Source organism: Ensifer sp. ENS09 (assembly GCF_014852425.1).
Taxonomy (GTDB): Bacteria; Pseudomonadota; Alphaproteobacteria; order Rhizobiales; family Rhizobiaceae; genus Ensifer.
Window position 1 is genome coordinate 1,466,063 of the sequence record NZ_JACVBP010000001.1, and the last position, 16,584, is coordinate 1,482,646.

Annotated in this window: 18 protein-coding genes, 1 tRNA gene and 1 pseudogene; 11 read left to right on the top strand and 9 right to left on the bottom strand. The window is 62.0% G+C overall.

Annotation, left to right across the window (positions count from 1 at the left end):
- Positions 1–5 precede the first annotated feature (5 nt).
- Positions 6–791 carry an ATP-binding cassette domain-containing protein gene (locus tag IB267_RS07280; protein ID WP_034793927.1) on the top strand — a complete coding sequence of 262 codons (786 nt, stop codon included), beginning with the start codon at positions 6–8 and terminating at the stop codon, positions 789–791.
- A gap of 69 nt (positions 792–860) precedes the next feature.
- On the opposite strand, the gene IB267_RS07285 is transcribed toward IB267_RS07280, so the two are convergent.
- Positions 861–1,304 carry a GtrA family protein gene (locus IB267_RS07285; protein WP_210335753.1) on the bottom strand — a complete coding sequence of 148 codons (444 nt, stop codon included), beginning with the start codon at positions 1,302–1,304 and terminating at the stop codon, positions 861–863.
- A gap of 190 nt (positions 1,305–1,494) precedes the next feature.
- Here IB267_RS07285 and IB267_RS07290 point away from each other — a divergent pair, with 190 nt between their 5' ends.
- Genes IB267_RS07290 through IB267_RS07300 form a run of 3 tightly spaced genes read left to right on the top strand, consistent with a single transcriptional unit; the run spans position 1,495 to position 4,393 of the window.
- Complete coding sequence (locus IB267_RS07290) at positions 1,495–1,893, top strand: hypothetical protein (protein WP_192447001.1); 399 nt, start codon at positions 1,495–1,497, stop codon at positions 1,891–1,893.
- Entirely contained in the window at positions 1,856–3,328 is a 1,473-nt protein-coding gene (locus tag IB267_RS07295) for a GMC family oxidoreductase N-terminal domain-containing protein (protein ID WP_192447002.1), read from the top strand. The genes IB267_RS07290 and IB267_RS07295 overlap by 38 nt, the downstream gene beginning before the upstream one ends.
- Before the next feature lie 36 nt (positions 3,329–3,364).
- The gene (locus tag IB267_RS07300) at positions 3,365–4,393 is read left to right on the top strand and encodes an NAD(P)-dependent oxidoreductase (RefSeq protein ID WP_192447003.1); all 1,029 of its coding nucleotides are present in this window, start codon (positions 3,365–3,367) and stop codon (positions 4,391–4,393) included.
- Here IB267_RS07300 and IB267_RS07305 read toward each other — a convergent pair.
- The 3 genes from IB267_RS07305 to IB267_RS07315 are packed head-to-tail and all read right to left on the bottom strand — an operon-like array spanning position 4,377 to position 7,744.
- Positions 4,377–5,150: an HAD family hydrolase gene (locus tag IB267_RS07305; protein WP_192447004.1), complete on the bottom strand. Its 774-nt coding sequence runs from the start codon at positions 5,148–5,150 to the stop codon at positions 4,377–4,379. The genes IB267_RS07300 and IB267_RS07305 overlap by 17 nt on opposite strands.
- Positions 5,147–6,154 (bottom strand): UbiA family prenyltransferase, encoded by a 1,008-nt coding sequence (locus IB267_RS07310; protein ID WP_192447005.1) that lies wholly within the window; start codon positions 6,152–6,154, stop codon positions 5,147–5,149. Before IB267_RS07310 ends, IB267_RS07305 begins: the two co-directional genes overlap by 4 nt.
- A 45-nt stretch (positions 6,155–6,199) precedes the next feature.
- Positions 6,200–7,744, bottom strand: a complete 1,545-nt coding sequence (locus tag IB267_RS07315) for a glycosyltransferase family 39 protein (RefSeq protein WP_192447006.1) — start codon at positions 7,742–7,744, stop codon at positions 6,200–6,202.
- Positions 7,745–8,127: 383 nt separating this feature from the next.
- Here IB267_RS07315 and IB267_RS07320 point away from each other — a divergent pair.
- Positions 8,128–8,204 (top strand) — tRNA-Arg (locus IB267_RS07320).
- 114 nt (positions 8,205–8,318) lie between these two features.
- On the opposite strand, the pseudogene IB267_RS07325 reads toward IB267_RS07320, so the two are convergent.
- The 5 genes and pseudogenes from IB267_RS07325 to rfbC all read right to left on the bottom strand — a co-directional run bounded on the left by IB267_RS07325 (position 8,319) and on the right by rfbC (position 11,460).
- Positions 8,319–8,872 (bottom strand): annotated as a pseudogene (locus IB267_RS07325) (OmpA family protein).
- Positions 8,869–9,546, bottom strand: a complete 678-nt coding sequence (locus tag IB267_RS07330) for a L,D-transpeptidase (protein WP_192447008.1) — start codon at positions 9,544–9,546, stop codon at positions 8,869–8,871. The pseudogene IB267_RS07325 and the gene IB267_RS07330 overlap by 4 nt, the downstream one beginning before the upstream one ends.
- A gap of 275 nt (positions 9,547–9,821) precedes the next feature.
- Positions 9,822–10,136 (bottom strand): hypothetical protein, encoded by a 315-nt coding sequence (locus tag IB267_RS07335; RefSeq protein ID WP_246810560.1) that lies wholly within the window; start codon positions 10,134–10,136, stop codon positions 9,822–9,824.
- A 228-nt stretch (positions 10,137–10,364) separates the two neighbouring features.
- Positions 10,365–10,835, bottom strand: coding sequence for an aminoacyl-tRNA deacylase (locus tag IB267_RS07340; RefSeq protein WP_034794215.1), 471 nt, complete (start codon positions 10,833–10,835; stop codon positions 10,365–10,367).
- Between the two features lie 64 nt (positions 10,836–10,899).
- Entirely contained in the window at positions 10,900–11,460 is a 561-nt protein-coding gene (rfbC, locus tag IB267_RS07345; protein ID WP_192447010.1) for a dTDP-4-dehydrorhamnose 3,5-epimerase, read from the bottom strand.
- Between the two features lie 188 nt (positions 11,461–11,648).
- Between rfbC and IB267_RS07350 the strand changes: the two genes are divergently transcribed.
- The 6 genes from IB267_RS07350 (at position 11,649) to IB267_RS07375 (ending at position 16,484) form a co-directional block, all read left to right on the top strand.
- Complete coding sequence (locus tag IB267_RS07350) at positions 11,649–12,401, top strand: cephalosporin hydroxylase family protein (protein WP_192447011.1); 753 nt, start codon at positions 11,649–11,651, stop codon at positions 12,399–12,401.
- 79 nt (positions 12,402–12,480) lie between these two features.
- Positions 12,481–13,197: a WbqC family protein gene (locus IB267_RS07355; protein WP_192447012.1), complete on the top strand. Its 717-nt coding sequence runs from the start codon at positions 12,481–12,483 to the stop codon at positions 13,195–13,197.
- Positions 13,194–13,919: a class I SAM-dependent methyltransferase gene (locus tag IB267_RS07360; RefSeq protein WP_210335754.1), complete on the top strand. Its 726-nt coding sequence runs from the start codon at positions 13,194–13,196 to the stop codon at positions 13,917–13,919. The genes IB267_RS07355 and IB267_RS07360 overlap by 4 nt, the downstream gene beginning before the upstream one ends.
- The gene (locus tag IB267_RS07365) at positions 13,916–14,788 is read left to right on the top strand and encodes an NAD(P)-dependent oxidoreductase (RefSeq protein WP_192447013.1); all 873 of its coding nucleotides are present in this window, start codon (positions 13,916–13,918) and stop codon (positions 14,786–14,788) included. The genes IB267_RS07360 and IB267_RS07365 overlap by 4 nt, the downstream gene beginning before the upstream one ends.
- A complete protein-coding gene (locus IB267_RS07370; RefSeq protein ID WP_192447014.1) occupies positions 14,788–15,774 on the top strand; it encodes an ATP-grasp domain-containing protein in 987 nt (328 codons plus the stop codon). The genes IB267_RS07365 and IB267_RS07370 overlap by 1 nt, the downstream gene beginning before the upstream one ends.
- A complete protein-coding gene (locus IB267_RS07375) occupies positions 15,771–16,484 on the top strand; it encodes a metallophosphoesterase (RefSeq protein WP_192447015.1) in 714 nt (237 codons plus the stop codon). The genes IB267_RS07370 and IB267_RS07375 overlap by 4 nt, the downstream gene beginning before the upstream one ends.
- The last annotated feature ends 100 nt before the right edge of the window (positions 16,485–16,584 follow it).

Here is a 16,584-nt window from a genome sequence, read left to right on the forward strand (position 1 = left end):
GATCCATGAAAGACCAACGCACTCCGCTTGTGGAAATGAAGAACATTTCCATCTCCTTCGGCGGCATCCACGCGGTGGACAACGCCTCCGTCGATCTCTACCCCGGCGAAGTCGTGGCCCTGCTCGGCCACAACGGCGCCGGCAAGTCGACCCTGATCAAGATCCTTTCGGGCGCCTACAAGCGCGATGCCGGCGAGATCCTGATCAATGGCGAGGCCGCCGACATCAACAACCCGCGCGACGCCAAGAAATACGGCATCGAGACGATCTACCAGACGCTCGCCGTCGCCGATAACGTCGACGCCGCCGCCAACCTCTATCTCGGCCGTGAACTGCGCACGCCGTGGGGCACGCTTGACGACGTGGCGATGGAGGCCAAGGCCCGCGAAGTCATGGGGCGCCTCAATCCTAACTTCCAGCGCTTCAAGGAACCGGTGAAGGCGCTTTCCGGCGGCCAGCGGCAGTCGGTGGCGATCGCCCGCGCGATCCTCTTCGACGCCCGCATCCTGATCATGGACGAGCCGACGGCAGCCCTTGGGCCGCAGGAGACCGCCCAGGTCGGTGATCTCATCAAGCAGCTGAAGCGCGAAGGCATCGGCATCTTCCTGATCAGCCACGACATCCACGACGTCTTCGACCTCGCCGATCGCGTGTCGGTCATGAAGAACGGCCAGGTCGTCGGCCAGGCCCGCACCGAGGACGTCACCAAGGACGAGGTGCTCGGCATGATCATCATGGGCAAGGTACCGCCCAAGGCGATCCCCGGCCCCGGCGCCATGCAGGTGGCGTAGGTCAAGCGGTCGGCTTCATCGCGCAAGACCGCGCTCTCAACGACGCCGCGCCCCCGGGGCGCGGCGTTTCTATTTGCCCGATGAGGCTCGCCCCGCCGCACGGGCCGGCTCCGTGCCGCCCGCTTCGCCAGCGCTACCAGTGCGAAAAATCAGCGTCCGGCTCAGCGCATAGTTCACCGAAAAGACCAGGAGCAGCGCCAGCGCCTGGGCAACGACATAGTGCATGACGGTCGATAACAGCGTGAAGGCGACCGCGTTTATTCCGGCGCCGAGGGTCGACACCGCCACGAACTTCGGCAGCGCCTTCAAGTGCGGTTCGTCGGAACGGAAGGTAAAGCGCCGCTGCAGGCAATAGTTGACGACGACGGCAAAGTAGAAGGCGATGGTGGACGCGTAGACCGGTTCGAGCCGCGCCGTCTCGACCAGGACGGCGAGCGTGGCCACCTGCAGGCTCGCCGCGATGCAGCCGCAGGCGAAATAGCGAACAAAGGTCATATCCAGAAGGCGTCTCATCCGGTGCCTTTCGCATCGAGCGACGTCCAGCGACTGGCAAATAGGTGGTCGCCGCCTGGCCGAGAAACGTTTTAGTAGCTTTTGCTCATAAGAGCAGCTAGAAATACAGGCAGTAAAGAGCAGACAACCGTATTCATCAAAACAGCATCAGGCGCCTTTCGAGGCGGCTGCTTGATAACGGGGCTCGGGCATGCCGCATCATTTTCAGCAGGCCATCCTGGCGCTGGGCGAGACGATTGCCCATGAACGCGGCGCTACCGATGACAGCCGGGGCGCCCTGGGCGTCCGTGCGGCAGAGTTCCTGCTGAAAGTTCATCGTCAGATGCCCGACTATCTGCGCCCGCCCTTCCATAGTCTCGTGCTTCTTTTCAATGCCTGGCCGCTGCTGCGCAGAGGCAAGTTCTTTCATCAGCTTTCGCTCGACGATCGGCTGACCGAACTCGACAAATGGCGGCAATCCCGCCTCGAGTTCCGGCGGCGTTTCGTCGAGTTCCACATGTCATTGGCATTATTCTGTATTTACTCAGACCTTTACGGCCAGGACTACCAGCATGAACCTGTCGCAACCGGAGCGCCGGCTGGCCCCTGAGAGGCTCGCCCCCGACATCATCGTCATCGGCTCCGGCCCGGGCGGCGCGGTGACCGCCACCCGCTGCGCGGAAGCGGGCAAGTCCGTGCTGATGATCGAAGAAGGCCCGCATCTGGCGCTTGAGTCTGCGCCGCATTTCTCCCGCGAGGAAATCCTTCAGAAGTACCGCAACGCCGGCATCAACATCGGCTTCGGCGCTACCAAGATCGCCTATGTCGAGGGCTGCTGTGTCGGCGGTGGCAGCGAGATCAACCGCGGCCTCTACCACCGCACGCCGCAGGCGGTGCTCGACCGCTGGAGCCGCGACTATCGGGTCGAGGCGCTGACACTCGAAGATCTCACTCCGCATTTCGACGCCTGCGAGGCGGTCGCCCGGGTCGAATACCTGCCCGGCCCGGCGCCGCAGCTGTCGACGCGGCTCGATGAGGGCGCGCAGCGGCTCGGCTGGTCCTCCCTCGAAGTGCCACGCCTCTATGCCTACACCGCTGCCGGGCTTGGCGAATCTCCGGGCCGCAAGCAATCCATGTCGGCAACTTTCGTGCCGCGCTTCCTCGACGCCGGCGGCATGCTGCTGGCCGATACCTGCGCGACAAAGCTTACCCATGCGAACGGGCAGTGGACCGTGCATGCGCGCAGCAAGGGGGCGGCGGGCACGCGCCAGATCGAGCTGAAGGCAAAAACCGTCATCGTTGCCGGCGGCGCGGTGCAGACCCCGTGGCTGCTGCGCCGCTCCGGCATCACCCGCCACGTCGGCGACAGCCTGCGCTTCCATCCGATGCTGAAGGTGGTGGCGGTCTTCCCCGACGAGCTCAACACCCCTGGCGAACTCGAGCCCGTCCACCAGATCAAGGAATTCGACCCGCGCTTCAGCATGGGCTGCTCGATGAGCAAGCGGCCGGCCCTGGCGCTCGCCATGGCGGCGCATCCGGAGATGATCGACGCGGTCGACCGGGACTGGCGGCGCATGGCGATCTACTACGTGCAGAGCACCGGCGGATCCGGCAAGGTAAGATCCCTGCCCGGTTTTCGCGATCCCCTGGTGCGGGTCGGCCTTCAGCCCTCGGACCTGAAGGAATTGGCCGTCGGCCTCGCACGCCTCGCGGAGGTTCTCTTTGCTGCCGGCGCCCTTGCTGTCTATCCGAGCATTCCGGGCTATCCCGTGCTGAAATCGCTGGCCGATATCGCCAAGCTTCCCGAAACGCTTCCTCCCAAGCAGGCAAACGCCACCGCACTTCACCTCTTCTCCTCCTGCCCGATGGGCGAGGATGCCGAAAAATGCGCGGCGAGTTCGTTCGGGCGCGTGCATGGCGCCAGCAATCTCTACATCGCCGACGCTTCGCTTCTGTGCGGGCCGACGGTCGTCAATCCGCAAGGAACGGTGATGGCCGTCGCGCATCGCAACATCATACGCGCGCTCGAGGATCGGGCGATCTGATCGAACAATTCCCGCAGACAGGGGCTGGACGGACACATGCGACATCTCATTACCGGCGGATCGGGCTTCATCGGCAACCTCGCAGCACGACGGTTGCGCGAACACGGCGACGAGGTGCGGGTGCTCGACCTCTGGGAGGATCGCTCCCGCCCGGCGGATATCGAGTTCGTCAGTTGCTCCGTGCTCGACCGCGACGGCGTGCGCGCCGCCATGCGCGACGTCGATGTCGTTCACCACAATGCGGCACTGGTGGCGCAGACGGACGCGGGGCGCGACTACTGGAACGTCAATGTCGAGGGGACCCGCATCGTCTGCGAGGAAGCCGCAAAAGCGGGCGTCCGATCGCTGATCCATGTCAGCTCGACCGCCGCCTACGGCATCCCGCCTTCCGGCCCGATTACCGCGGCGACCCCGCTTCGTCCGGTGGAGCCCTATGGCAAATCGAAGCGCGCCGGCGAAGAGGTAGCCGAGGCCATCTGCGCGGCCGCCGATATGACCCTGATCACCATCCGCCCCCGGGCGACCCTTGGCGGCGGTCGCCTCGGCATCTTCCAGATCCTCTTCGAGTGGATCAGCGAAAACCGCGCCGTCTATGTCATCGGCTCCGGCAACATCAAGTTCCAGTTCGTCCACGCCCATGATCTCATGGATTTCTACATGCTGGCGCTCAAGGCCGGCCGGAGCGGCACCTACAATGTCGGCACCGACCGCTTCGGCACGCTGCGTCACGACCTGGAAGCCCTGATCCGATATGCCGGCAGCACTTCGAAGGTCCGGAGCCTGCCGACTGCCGCCACCATCAATACGCTCCGGGCGCTGCATTGGCTGAGGGTCTCGCCGCTGGTGCCCTGGCACTACCTGACCTACCACAAGGAATGCTACTTCGACGTCGAGCCTCTGCTTGCCATGGGCTGGCGGCCGAAATACTCCAACGAAGCCATGCTGCAGGAGAGCTACGACTGGTATCGGCAGAGCGCGAAGGTCGCCTCCGCCGTTACCGCAAAGAGCCCGCACCGCGCGCCCCTCAAACAGGGCGCGCTCTGGCTGCTCAAGATGATATCGTGAGCGAGCGGGGCGCTGGAGCCGGCGCGCCCATCGGCAGCGGCTCCGTCACCGGCCAGAAGATCTCGTCGTCATAACCGCGAAACGTATCGACGCCGGCGATCGGCCTTGCGCTGCGGATGAGGGCCCGCATGCCGTGGCTCTGCGCCACGGCCCAGTCGCGCTCCACCCGGTCGCCGATCATTATTGCCTGCTCCGCCGGCACCTGCGCACGATCAAGCACATGGGCGAGACCGGCCGGATGCGGCTTCAGAACGCCGACGTCGGGATCCATGGCGGAGACGACGATGCTGGCGCCAAGGCCAAGCGCCTTCAGTTTCTCCGATGCCGGATAATCGGACAAAACGGCAATCGTCTTTCCCTGGGCTGCAAGGCCGGCAAACACCCGTTCGACACCGTAGCACCGGCAAGCCTGAAGGAGTTCGAGCGGACGCCGTTCGATCCATTCCTCGACGGTTTTCCTGACGGCCTCCGGCGACCGCCCGCACCGCTCCGCGGTCAGTTCGTATTGCCGCTCGGCCACATTGGTCGCCAACGCATCGCCCAATTCCTCCCGGCAGTCGCGAAAGGCGCGCAGGATGCGGATGGTGCCAAGGCTGCGCCTGCGCGCCGCATCCGCAACCAGCCGAAGCAGCATTAGCGCCCGCAGCCGCCGCTGGTCGTACAGCGTCCCGTCGAGATCGAACACCACGAGGCGCAACCGATCCCAATGCACGGCTCCGTTTGGCAAGGCTCCGTTCGGCAGCGTCGAGCCGGTCATTGCAGCGACGATATCGGCACGAGGAACGAGGCGGCCATGAAGTCCAGCATCGGCACGTTGACGAAACTCGCAAACAGGAAGACGACGACGGTCAAGGTTAGCATGACGTCCAGCCGGCGCGAATGAAACAGCCGCTCCGGCCGCTGCACCACCGACCCCGGGCGGGTGGCAAGCCAGAGATAAACGGCAAAGAGGCCGCTGATGAACGGAAAGACGAGGATGTATTCCACCCGGTATTTCACCAGAAAGACCCCCAGCAAAAACGCCGTCATCATCGCGTAGACGAAGCAGGAAACGGTCAGGCTCTCCTCCGTGTAGCACTCGAACGACCGCCGATACCTCTTCAGGACGGCAATGCCCGCATTGGCGGCGATGTCGCGATACTCACCGAGCCGCTTGGCCGCCATCAGGAAGGCGCCCGCCATCCAATAGGCGGCAAGCACGCTGATGGGGGGCAAGGTCACCTGGTCGACGATTGCCCAGCCGAGCAGGAAGCGGATCGGATTGTTGAGGCATTCCGTCAGCACATCGAGATAGGGCTTGTCCTTCGCCCGGATCGGCTCGACGTTGTAGACAATGCCCGAAATCAGGAAGAGCACCGATGTGACGAAGAACAGCTTTCCGATGACGGCGGCCAGCAGCAAGCCGCCAATGGCCAGAAGCAGATACTCGCCATAGACGATGCCCGGTCGCATCTCGACGACCACCGCCCGACGCTTCGACTTCGTCGGATGCGCCGCGTCCCGCTCCCGGTCGAGCCATTCGTTGATCACATAGTTCGAGGATGCGATGCACACGGCGCTCAAGAGCCCGACCGGGATATTGACGATCAGGCTTGAAAGATCCGGCTTGGTGAGCGCCAGAGCGAGGATCAGTCCGGGAAGGATGAAGACATGTTTGGTGACGTGGTCAAACCGGGCAAGCGACAGGTAGTCGCCCGCTTGTCCTTGCGGCTGACCACCGAGCGTGTCGACGCGTGTCGTGTTTTCCTGGTTTGCGGGCATGTCCCTCTCCTTGCTTAGAGACCACGCACTCCTGCTTCCGCGCGCCTATCGCACGCTGTTGTCCGACGCCTGGTAGATACGGCCATCCCTTTCGGAGCGGACAAGCTTGAGCTTGGCGAGCTTGACGAGCTCCTTCTCCGTAACCAGGTAAAAACGCCAGTCGATCGCATCGACGAAGACGACATAGGCATTCTTCTGCGCCATATCCTCGCGAAACTGCTCGAGCTGCCGGTTGAGCGGACCGGCATCGCTTTCAAGGCCGGTGCGCCGTTCGCTATGGGAGGGTATCCAGTCCGTCGAACGGCGCGTCAGGAAATTGAGCGGGTCGCAGGCATTGGTGAAGATGACCGCATCGGCCGGCAACGCCCTGACGGCGCGAACGATCGGCGACGACTTCCAGGCCGTGCTCTGAAAACCCACCCCTTCGCGAAAGGCTTCCGCCGTCTGGGCGGTGCTGCGCAGTCCGTGGATGGCCAGAAGGCAGAGCAGAATCAGCGCTAGCGAACGCCGGACGACCGGTGCGGCATCGACGCGACCGCAATAGTCGGCCGCTGCAATCACCAGAACGAAGATGATGGCGACATAGAAGGGAAGCGAGTAGCGGGTGTTGAGCTGCAGGTTCGCCTCCACATGTACGGCGAGCACGACGAACAGCAGATAGAAATATCCAAACAGGCCGAAGATGAGCGTCGTCAGATCGCGGTCGTCCGGCCGCCGGTCGGGCCAGTTTCGCTTGAGCGTCTGCACCAGGACAACCGTCGCCGCGACAAGCGCGAGAAGCAGCACCGGGATGCGGATCACCTGCGGCACCTGGCTCGGCAGGAGAAAGCTCGCCAGAAGCGACAGCCCGCCTAGCCAGCGATCGGCATCGGCATTGCCATAGAACCAGAGCGCGCGGCCGACCGACCGGCCGACAAGCAGCTTGCTGACGATCACCCAGGCGAGAAAGATACCAGCGCTGCCAACGAACAGGAGGACGACGTCGAGGAGCCTTTGGCGAAGGGACCGCGCCGAATTGTAGAAGAGCGCGATGGTGGCAAAAGCCGCCCCGACAGGCGGCGCCACGAAGCGAGCGAGCATGGCAAGCCCGACGCAGGCGGACGAGCCAAGCAAGGGGCTCCGTCCCTCGCCCCGCATATAGCGCATGAAGAAACGGATGCCGAGAAATGTCAGCGCCAAGAACAGGGCCTCCGACATCGCGATCGTGCTCGTCCAGAGGAACGTCGGATTGACGATGATCAAAAGCGTTCCGACGGTCACGAAGAACGGTTGATCCGGCAGCGCCGTCCTGAACAGCGAAAAGACGAGCCAGGTATTGAGAAGATAAAGCAGAAAGGCGATGCCGAGGGCGACATGCTCGAGCGCAAATCCAAGGGATCCCCCGGCACCCAGCATCCACGCGTAAAGCGGCGCGTCATAGGGCGTGCTGACGATCTGCATGTAACGCGTCGAATCCGGAAGGATGCCGATACCGTTCCAGGTGTTCAGCAAGAAAAGCACGGCCGCGAGAGCAACCAGAAACATCAATGCGGGATCGGAGCGCAGCCTCTCCAACGCCGGTTCGCCGGTCGTGAGGTATCGGTTGACCAAAACTTGCCCCCTCGCCTGAGACAGTTACGCGAGCACTTGGTACTGGAGCACTTGGTACTGGAGCACTTGGTTACTGGAACGCTCGCCTACTTGAGCCCTGGGTATCTTAATTTAGATTTATCTTTAATTCCGAATCTATAACGCGGCGCCCCTCGTCGCAAGGACGTTCGCCTGACCAATTCTAGCTACATCGGGTGGGTGATCCCGTCAGATGGATTGGCGATCCCCCGGGCGCCATTGCCCAAAGCGATGCGCCGCGACCACAACGCCAGCACAGGATGGCGGTTTCTACCACAATCTCTTGCAATGACCATTGAAGCGACGCGCAAGCTAGGCTAAGAACCGCTCACAGCCTGCTTCGGCGGCCCTGCCGCCAAACGGATGCACCCGTAGCTCAGCTGGATAGAGTGTTGGATTCCGATTCCAAAGGTCACAGGTTCGAATCCTGTCGGGTGCGCCATTTAAGTTTCAGCCAGACTGTTCGCCTTTAAACGAGCTGACCCGCAAAAGCGCTCATCCGGCTGCGCACAATGGTTCTCGCCATCGAGCTGCGCTTTAACCGACAGCGCCGCGCTCAAGTCGCGTCGCGTTCCATCCTGAGATTGGAGACAACGCGGCGGTTTTGGACCTTGCAGGAGCGCTCGGTGCAGTCGCGGACTTCGCGGTCGTTGCCGTAGCCTTTGGCCCACATGCGGTTCGGATCGACGCCCTTGGAGGCAAGATAAGCCATCACCGCATCGGCGCGTTTCTGCGACAGTGTGGCCATCTTGGACGCGGAGCCGCTGTCGTCGGAGAAGCCCTGCAGCTTGACCAGCCAGCGCGGGTTGCTGTTGAGCCAGATCGCCTGAATGTCGAGCGTCGCCTTGGCGACGCTGTCGAGTGTGGAAGAATCCTGGGTGAAGTAGGTCCGGCGGCCGACATTGAGGATAAAGTCCTCCTCGGTGCCGACGGATACGGTCTCGAAGCCGGGGGCCGGATCGTCGGTTTTTCCGGTCATCGGCACGGCTGCTGGCTCTTCGACCGCGGCGATTTCGGTGGTGTTGCAGGAAGCAAGCGTTAAGAGAATGGCGGCCGCCGACAGCAGCCTCGTCAATCCGGTCATAGCGGGCATCGGGTGATATTCCTCATTCGACCGGAGTTGCGACCGGGCTTGCTTGGCTGACCTCGGGGGCCTTGTCGGCGATATGCGGCAGCACCTGCACCGCCGTGCCGATCGGGCAACGCTGGTAGAGGTCGATCGCATCCTCGTTGAACATGCGGATGCAGCCGCTGGAGGCATCCTTGCCGATGCTGCCCGGCTCCAGCGTACCGTGGAAGCGGTAGCCGGTGTCGACGCCGTCGCGCAGCAGATACATGGCGCGGGGACCGAGCGGATTTTTCGGCGAACCGCCCTCGACGAACTCAGGCAGTTCGGGGTGGCGCTCACGCATCTCCGGCGGCGGCGTCCAGCGCGGCCAGAGCGATTTGCGGTCGATGGTCGCGCGGCCGTACCACTTGAAGCCCTCTTTCCCGACACCGACGCCATAGCGGATGGCCGTCTTGTTCTCCATGATTAGGTAGAGAAAGTGGTGCCTGGTATCGACGACGACGGTGCCGATCGGCTCGCTGCTGAAATACTTGACGACCTGGCGCTGCCATTTCCTGTCGATATTGGCGAAATTGGTGCTCCGGTACGTGACGCCGTTATCGACGGCCGGGCCGGAAAAATAGGATGTCGCCTTTGCGAGTGCCGGGCTCTGAAGCGCGTTCGCGCCAAGCAGCGCCAAACCACCAAGCATAGTTTCCCTGCGGGTCCACACCATCGGCAATATCCCCCGAAAGCCAATTAGCGAGGCTGCAGTAAATCAGATTTTTGAACTGCTACAACAGAAAATTCTCAAGCATCGATTCTTTCATGACGGCCACCCAATAGATCGGCTCTTCTCACTGTGGACGCCAACAGGGCAGGTAGGAGACACCATCAAAGCTAACAATAGGTGAGCTTCCTTTCGCCTCACCGCCACAAAGCGACGCTGCGCCGGGCGCATCTCAAGCACCGGGCGAGCATCGGCCGCGATCGCCGACAACACAAGGCAGATTACTTGATATCGCGTGCCTGCCCTGAGGCTCGCAGCTCCGCGAGCGTCGTTCCAAGGCAGCTTCCGCCGGCATCGGAGCCAACCGCCTTGGCCTCGCCATGCAGCGTGATCGTGCCGGCGAAGTTGTCCGAGGCCATGTAGGTCGCGGTGCCGTCCTCCGTCACCTTGGACAGATAGAAGGCGTGCTGCGTGCCCTTGTATTCGCAGGCGACGGCAAACGGAAATTGATCAAACAGGACGCCTTCGGCATGTGCCGAAGAGCCGAAGGCCTGAACGCTGGCCGCAACCAGCAGTACTGCCAGAGACTTGGACATATTCGCAGAGCGTATGCGCACCATCGATCCCCCAACCCAGCTAGATAAAGGTGTCCGGCGAGCGCGATGGTGCCGCCAAGCGTGCGCTTCGACAAGCCTGACTGGCCAAAATCGGGTACAGCAACTCTCTACCACCGGTTGGCGGTCCCTTCCCGCTTCAAGCGGATGGTGCCACGGATTGGCGGCCAGCGGCACGCCAGCGCAAGTGAGCGCGTTCCGACCGACCCGTCACGCCGGATGGCTGAAGCGGGCGATCTGTGCGCCCCGCATCAGGTTGCGGAAATTCGCGCCGCTCATATGCACCAGCGTCCGGTGATCGCCGCCCTCGAAATAGACGTCACTCACATCGCCGAGGCTTTCGTCGAGCAGAACCGGAACGTCATAGGCCGAACCGACCGGTGGCACGGCGCCGATGTCGCAATCGGCGAAGAGATTGCAGACTTCCTCTTCCGACGCGAGGCCGAGGCGGCGGTCCATCACGTCCTGCAGGGTCGAGAGTTCGACCCGGTGCGTGCTTGGCACGACGGCGAGCACGTAGCCCATTTCGTGGTGAACGACCACGGACTTGGCAAGCCGGCTGCCCGGCACATGCGCGGCTCGTGCCGTCTGGCTGGTGGTCGCGGTGCGGTGATGGTCAACGGTGTCGTAGGCGACACCCGAACCGTCGATATAGTCCTGAAGTTTTCTGGCGATCGTCATCGTCGACACCCCTTCTCTCTCGTGGTGGCGCGGAAAGGTCATTGTCCTCCCATCCCTCACGAAGTCAACGACGGGCGGCGGCGATCCTGTTCGGCAGCAAGGGAAGCGCCTGGTCGCGCGGTGACATCTGCGAGACCGGCAAGGGCCAGTCGATCGCGAGCCTCGGATCGAGCGGGTTTAGCCCGCCTTCGGCCTCGGGCGCATAGGGCTTGTCGTGCAGATAGATCAGTTCGCAGTCCTCGGTCAGCGTCTGGAACCCATGGGCGAAACCGCCGGGGATCATCATCGAGCGACCGTTGTCCGCGCTCAACACTTCGCCGTGCCATTGCAGATAGGTCGGCGAATCCGGCCGCAGGTCGACCGCTACATCGAAGACCGCGCCGGAAAGGCAAGAGACGAATTTAGCCTCGTCATGCGGCGCATGCTGGAAGTGCAGGCCACGGATCGTGCCTGCTGCCTGCGTCAGGGTGTGGTTGATCTGCGCGATCTTTCCATCGCCGCCGAAATCGGCCAGCGCCTCGCGACAGAAGAAGCGCGAGAAGAAACCGCGATCGTCGCCCCTGCGTTGCCGCTCGACGACGATGAGACCCGCTATGGATGTAGAAATTCGATCGAATCGCGACATGGTTCCTTCCGCCAGAACCAAGCTCTACCCGTCTTTTCGCCCTTAAGAAACCGGCCTTGACCGTATTTGCAATTGCCGACATGAAAGCGTTCACAGGAAGCGTTACGAATCGGTGAAAGCGCCATTTATCGCGATTCGCGGTCGAGGCGTATCCGTAGGTTGTATCCGAAAAAGGGTGTCAGACAGCAATGGCAGTGGAAGACGATCGTCTCGCATTCGAAGCCCACAAGACGGAAATGGCGCTCGCGCTCGGCAAGGACGAGGACGCCTTCCAGCAGTCGCTCGACACCCTGGTAACGCTCGACAAATACGACTACTCCTATCTTTGGTCCTTCATGGGCGTGCCGATCATCCAGATGCCGGCCGATGTGATGGCGACCCAGGAAGTCATCTGGAACACCAAGCCCGACATCATCATCGAAACGGGCGTCGCGCGCGGCGGCTCGGTGATCTTCATGGCGGCGATGCTGCAGCTGATCGGCAAGGGCAAAGTCATTGGCGTCGATATCGACATCCGCGCCCATAACCGCGACTCCATCGAAAAGCACCCGATGTCCTCGCGCATCAGCCTGATCGAAGGCCCTTCGACGACGGCCGAGACGCTGGCCAAGGTGAAGGCGGAAATCCCCGAGGGCGCCTCGGTGATGGTCGTGCTCGACAGCGACCACAGCCGCGACCATGTGCTGGATGAATTGCGCACCTACGGACCGCTGGTGACCGAAGGCCAGTACATGGTTGTCGCCGATACGGTGCTGGGCTGGGCCGAGGCTTCGCAGACACCGACCAAGCGGTCGAAAATCTGGCACGCCGGCGACGAGCCTTACGCGGCGCTCAAGGCCTATATGGAAGAAGAGACGCGCTTTGAGGCCGATGACGTGCTGAACGGCAAGCTCGTACTGTCAAGCTCGCCGCGCGGCTATCTGCGCTGCACCGGCAAATAGGCGACAAGCGGGGTGGCGCGAGAACGGCGCTGCCCTCCAACCCTCTATCGCGAGAACACCCACCGCAGGCGAGCACCGGATGACTCGAAACATTGTCATCTCACAATCCATGTACTTTCCCTGGGTTGGGATGCTGGAGCAGATCAGGCTGGCGGACGTATTCGTCCACTATGACGATGTGCAGTTCTCGCGCGGCAGCTTCACCAACCGCGTGCAGATCAAGACTGAGAGCGGCATCCGCTGGCTGAGCGTGCCTTTGAAAGATCTTCGTCTCGGACAGCGCATCGATGAGGTGCAGATCGACGATCGCACCGATTGGCGCAGAAGTCATCGCGACATGCTGCGGCAGGCCTATAGAAAGGCGCCATTCGTCAAGGACATGCTGACACTGGTAGACGAGGTTTTTGCCAAGGACGCGTCGACGATTGCTGACATCGCGCGCAACTCCATGCTCGCGCTTGCCGCCTATTTCAAGCTGGACAGACCGACATTCATGGCATCGGACAGCTTGACAATCGGCGGGGCCAGCAGTGAGCGGGTCTACGACATCACAGCGCATCTCGAAGGCACGGCCTACATCACCGGCCATGGTGCTCGGAACTATCTCGATCATGATCTCTTCGGGCGGAACGGAATTTCCGTTCGCTACATGAACTACGAACGCACGCCGTATGCGCAACTGCACGGGGAGTTCACCCCTTACGTGACCGCGTTGGACCTCATCGCCAATTGTGGCGCGAGCGGCGCAAATGTCGTGCATTCCGGAACTGTCGATTGGAGGGAGTTTACCCAGTGAAAGCCGAGAACCTGGACAATGTGGCGTCGGAATACCTTCCAAACGCTGTGACGTCGATCGAGAACAATCTCATTCTCAATTGGTACCCACAGCGCATGGTGCAGCGCTTCGGCAAGTGCCAGTCGCTGCTCGATCTCGGGATCGGCCACGGCTATACCCCGCACCTCTTCAACAAGGCCTGCGACCGGCATGTGATCGTCGAAGGCTCGCAGTTCGTCATCGACCTCTTCAAGAACAACAACCCGGACTTTTCCGGCGAGATCGTCTTTTCCTACTTCGAAAATTTCGAAACGGACGAGCGTTTCGATGTCATCATCATGGGCTTCGTTCTCGAGCATGTCGACGATCCGGGCCTTGTGCTTGACCGGTTCCGCCGCTTCCTGAAGCCCGATGGACGGCTGTTTGCCGCTGTGCCTAACGCCAAGTCGCTGAACAGAAGAATGGGTGTGGAACTCGGCAAGATCGACGATATCTACAGCCTGAACGCCAACGACCTGGCGCTCGGCCACAAGCGCCAATATTGCCGCGACACGTTCCGCGCAGAGTTCGAAAATCACGGCTTCCGCGTCGTGCACGAGGAAGGCATATACTTGAAGCCGTTACCCTTGCCCGTGCTGCAGACCCTGCCCGATTTCGAGGCCAACCTGCACGCGATGCTCAAGGTCGGCATCGAGTTCCCCGATCTTTGCGTCGGCCTGTTGATGGAAGCGGAACTCGCATGAAGACTGCGGCTATCATCGGCGCAGGCTCGATGCTCGGCAGTCAACTGACTGCAGAGCTTCGGGCGCGCGGCGTTGAAACGCTCAGCGTCGGCCGGTCCGCGAAGGACGACATCGTCTTCGACCTCGAAAGAGGCTGCGCCGGCACCTTTACCGCATCCGCCGATGTCGTCTTCCATTGCGCGTCGAGCTTTGGCGACGATAGCGATGCCGGCATCGGGCAGAACTACGCGACGAACACCGCGAGCGCGCTCGGCGTTGCCGAACTCGTCCGGCGGCTCGAGGCAAAGGCATTGATCTATGCCGGCTCGATCTGGTCGGATGCGGCCCTGAACCCGGAGAGGTTCAACTCCTATGGCCTCACCAAGGCGCTCGCCGAACAGATGTTGAGCTGGCTGCTGCAAAAGCAGGGCGCCCGTTTCTGCAGCCTCAGGCTTTCCCAACTCTACGATACGGACGGCCGATGCTGCACGCACCAGCCGTGGTTCGGCCGCGTTGTCGCCTATGCCTCTCGGGGCGCCGATATTCGCATGCCAGCATCGCTCGGGCACCAGAACTTTCTCCATGTGCGCGATGCTGCAGGCCTCATGATCGGCGCGGCAGGCGGCGCACTCTCGGGCATCAACGCGGCCGTGCACCCTGAACGCCTGAGCTACAGCGCAATCGCCGAGATCGCCTACGAAGTGTTCGACCGTGGCGGCGCGATCAAGATCGCAACCGAAAAAGCACCTTTTAGAGCGGCGAATTTCCCTGATGGCGCCGAAACCTTGTCCAGGCTGGACATGGACCCGCTTATCGCCATGCGCGACGGAATTGCCATGATCAAGTCAGCCGGAACCGCCGAAGCATTCGGCCCGATGGACGTCAAGTAATGCAGGACGCAACAAAACAATCGATTACAGTCGTGGTGACGGCCGTCGGCGCCATCATCGGCCAAGGCATCGTCGCATCGCTGCGCATGCTCGATAGGCCGATCCGGATCATCGGCATCGACCGCGACGCCAATGGCATCGGCCGGCACTTCTGCGACCACTTTGTCGCAAAGCCGTCCTGTGATGAGACGTCTCCTGAATATCTCGAATTCTGGCTGGAACTGCTGCGGCGAGAAAACGTCGCGCTGGTGCTGCCGGGGCTGGAACTCGATGTCCTCTTCTTCAACGAACGCCGGGCGCTTTTCGAGACAACGGACGCGCGCATTGTCCTGAATAGTTCCGCGCTGATCGACCTCGGACAGGACAAGTGGGACATGGGCGAGGCGCTGCTGCAAGCGGGCTTCCCTGCCATTCCAAGCACGCTCAGCCGCAGCCTCGACGATTGCACGCGCGAGCTCGGCCCCTTGCCGCTGCTCCTGAAGCCGCGTCGCGGCAACGGCTCCCGGGGCATCGCATTGCTGAAGGACGCGGCCGATTTCGACTATTGGACGCAAAAGAGCCCGGATGACTTCCTGGTGCAGAAATACGTCGGCAGCAATGACCAGGAGTACACCGTCGGCGCCTTCGGTTTCGGCGACGGCACGACGCTGTCGCCGATCACCTTCAAGCGTAGGCTCTCCGTCGCCGGCAACACCCAATATGCCGAAGTGGTCGATGAGCCTCTGCTGACCGAGGCCGTGCGCAGGCTATCGCGACACTTCAAGCCACTCGGGCCGACGAACTACCAGTTCCGACTGGAGGGAACGATCCCCTACCTCTTGGAGATCAACCCGCGCTTTTCGAGCAGCACGTCGTTGCGCGCGGCCTTCGGCTACAACGAAGCGGCGATGGCGCTGGATTATTATCTGCACGGGAAGGAGCCCGCGGAACCGGAGGTCAAATCCGGTCGAGCTTGGCGCTACTCCGAAGACCTGGTCGTCCTATGATCGCGGTCATTTCCGACATCCATAGCAATCTCCCTGCCCTGGAAGCGGTCCTTGCCCGCATCGACGAACTCGGATGCGGATCGATTCTGTCGCTGGGTGACGTCGTCGGATACTACGCCCAGCCGGGCGACTGCATCGACGTGCTGAAGGCACGCGGCATTACCAACCTCATGGGCAATCACGATTATTACATCGTCAGCGGAGAGGGTTGCCCGCGCTCGAAGATGGTGAATGACATCATCGAGTACCAACGGGGCATCATCTCGGAGGACCAGCGGTCATGGCTCGCGGGCTCGCGATCCCACGTCATCGACGGATCGACCTATTTCGTCCACGGAAGCTGGCAGGACCCGATCGACGAATACCTCTACAAGGTCTCGGAAGCGCAGTTTCCCGACGGGTGCGAACGGCTTTTTGCCGGACATACTCATGTGCAGGCCCGCCTGGAGATCGGCGGCAAGGTATTCTGCAATCCGGGCTCGGTCGGCCAGCCGCGCGATGGCGACCCCCGGGCAGCCTTTGCCCTCTTGTCGTCAGACGGCACCATCGAACTGCACCGTGTCGCTTACGATATCGACCGGACCGCGTACCACATGCGGCAGGCCGGTTTCCCTCCTCGCCACTATGAAAACCTCTATATCGGCGCGCAGATTGGTGGACGCATCGACAAGATCGTCGTGGCAGACGCGGCTGGTGACTTGCCTGCTTGAGGGCAAGCAATGCTTAAGGAGGCGTCCGCCACGGCGGGGCACCGCCACAGCCCGGCGAAAGCTTCACCCACTAGGTTCCATGCTGGACCTCATCGCGCGC

What these genes read in the sequence shown, in the direction of transcription:
- IB267_RS07280 (WP_034793927.1), top strand. Translation starts at nt 6, where the DNA reads ATGAAAGACCAACGCACTCCGCTTGTGGAAATGAAGAACATTTCCATC.
- IB267_RS07285 (WP_210335753.1), bottom strand. Translation starts at nt 1,304, where the DNA reads ATGAGACGCCTTCTGGATATGACCTTTGTTCGCTATTTCGCCTGCGGC.
- IB267_RS07290 (WP_192447001.1), top strand. Translation starts at nt 1,495, where the DNA reads ATGCCGCATCATTTTCAGCAGGCCATCCTGGCGCTGGGCGAGACGATT.
- IB267_RS07295 (WP_192447002.1), top strand. Translation starts at nt 1,856, where the DNA reads ATGAACCTGTCGCAACCGGAGCGCCGGCTGGCCCCTGAGAGGCTCGCC.
- IB267_RS07300 (WP_192447003.1), top strand. Translation starts at nt 3,365, where the DNA reads ATGCGACATCTCATTACCGGCGGATCGGGCTTCATCGGCAACCTCGCA.
- IB267_RS07305 (WP_192447004.1), bottom strand. Translation starts at nt 5,150, where the DNA reads ATGACCGGCTCGACGCTGCCGAACGGAGCCTTGCCAAACGGAGCCGTG.
- IB267_RS07310 (WP_192447005.1), bottom strand. Translation starts at nt 6,154, where the DNA reads ATGCCCGCAAACCAGGAAAACACGACACGCGTCGACACGCTCGGTGGT.
- IB267_RS07330 (WP_192447008.1), bottom strand. Translation starts at nt 9,546, where the DNA reads ATGGTGTGGACCCGCAGGGAAACTATGCTTGGTGGTTTGGCGCTGCTT.
- IB267_RS07335 (WP_246810560.1), bottom strand. Translation starts at nt 10,136, where the DNA reads ATGTCCAAGTCTCTGGCAGTACTGCTGGTTGCGGCCAGCGTTCAGGCC.
- IB267_RS07340 (WP_034794215.1), bottom strand. Translation starts at nt 10,835, where the DNA reads ATGACGATCGCCAGAAAACTTCAGGACTATATCGACGGTTCGGGTGTC.
- rfbC (WP_192447010.1), bottom strand. Translation starts at nt 11,460, where the DNA reads ATGTCGCGATTCGATCGAATTTCTACATCCATAGCGGGTCTCATCGTC.
- IB267_RS07350 (WP_192447011.1), top strand. Translation starts at nt 11,649, where the DNA reads ATGGCAGTGGAAGACGATCGTCTCGCATTCGAAGCCCACAAGACGGAA.
- IB267_RS07355 (WP_192447012.1), top strand. Translation starts at nt 12,481, where the DNA reads ATGACTCGAAACATTGTCATCTCACAATCCATGTACTTTCCCTGGGTT.
- IB267_RS07365 (WP_192447013.1), top strand. Translation starts at nt 13,916, where the DNA reads ATGAAGACTGCGGCTATCATCGGCGCAGGCTCGATGCTCGGCAGTCAA.
- IB267_RS07370 (WP_192447014.1), top strand. Translation starts at nt 14,788, where the DNA reads ATGCAGGACGCAACAAAACAATCGATTACAGTCGTGGTGACGGCCGTC.
- IB267_RS07375 (WP_192447015.1), top strand. Translation starts at nt 15,771, where the DNA reads ATGATCGCGGTCATTTCCGACATCCATAGCAATCTCCCTGCCCTGGAA.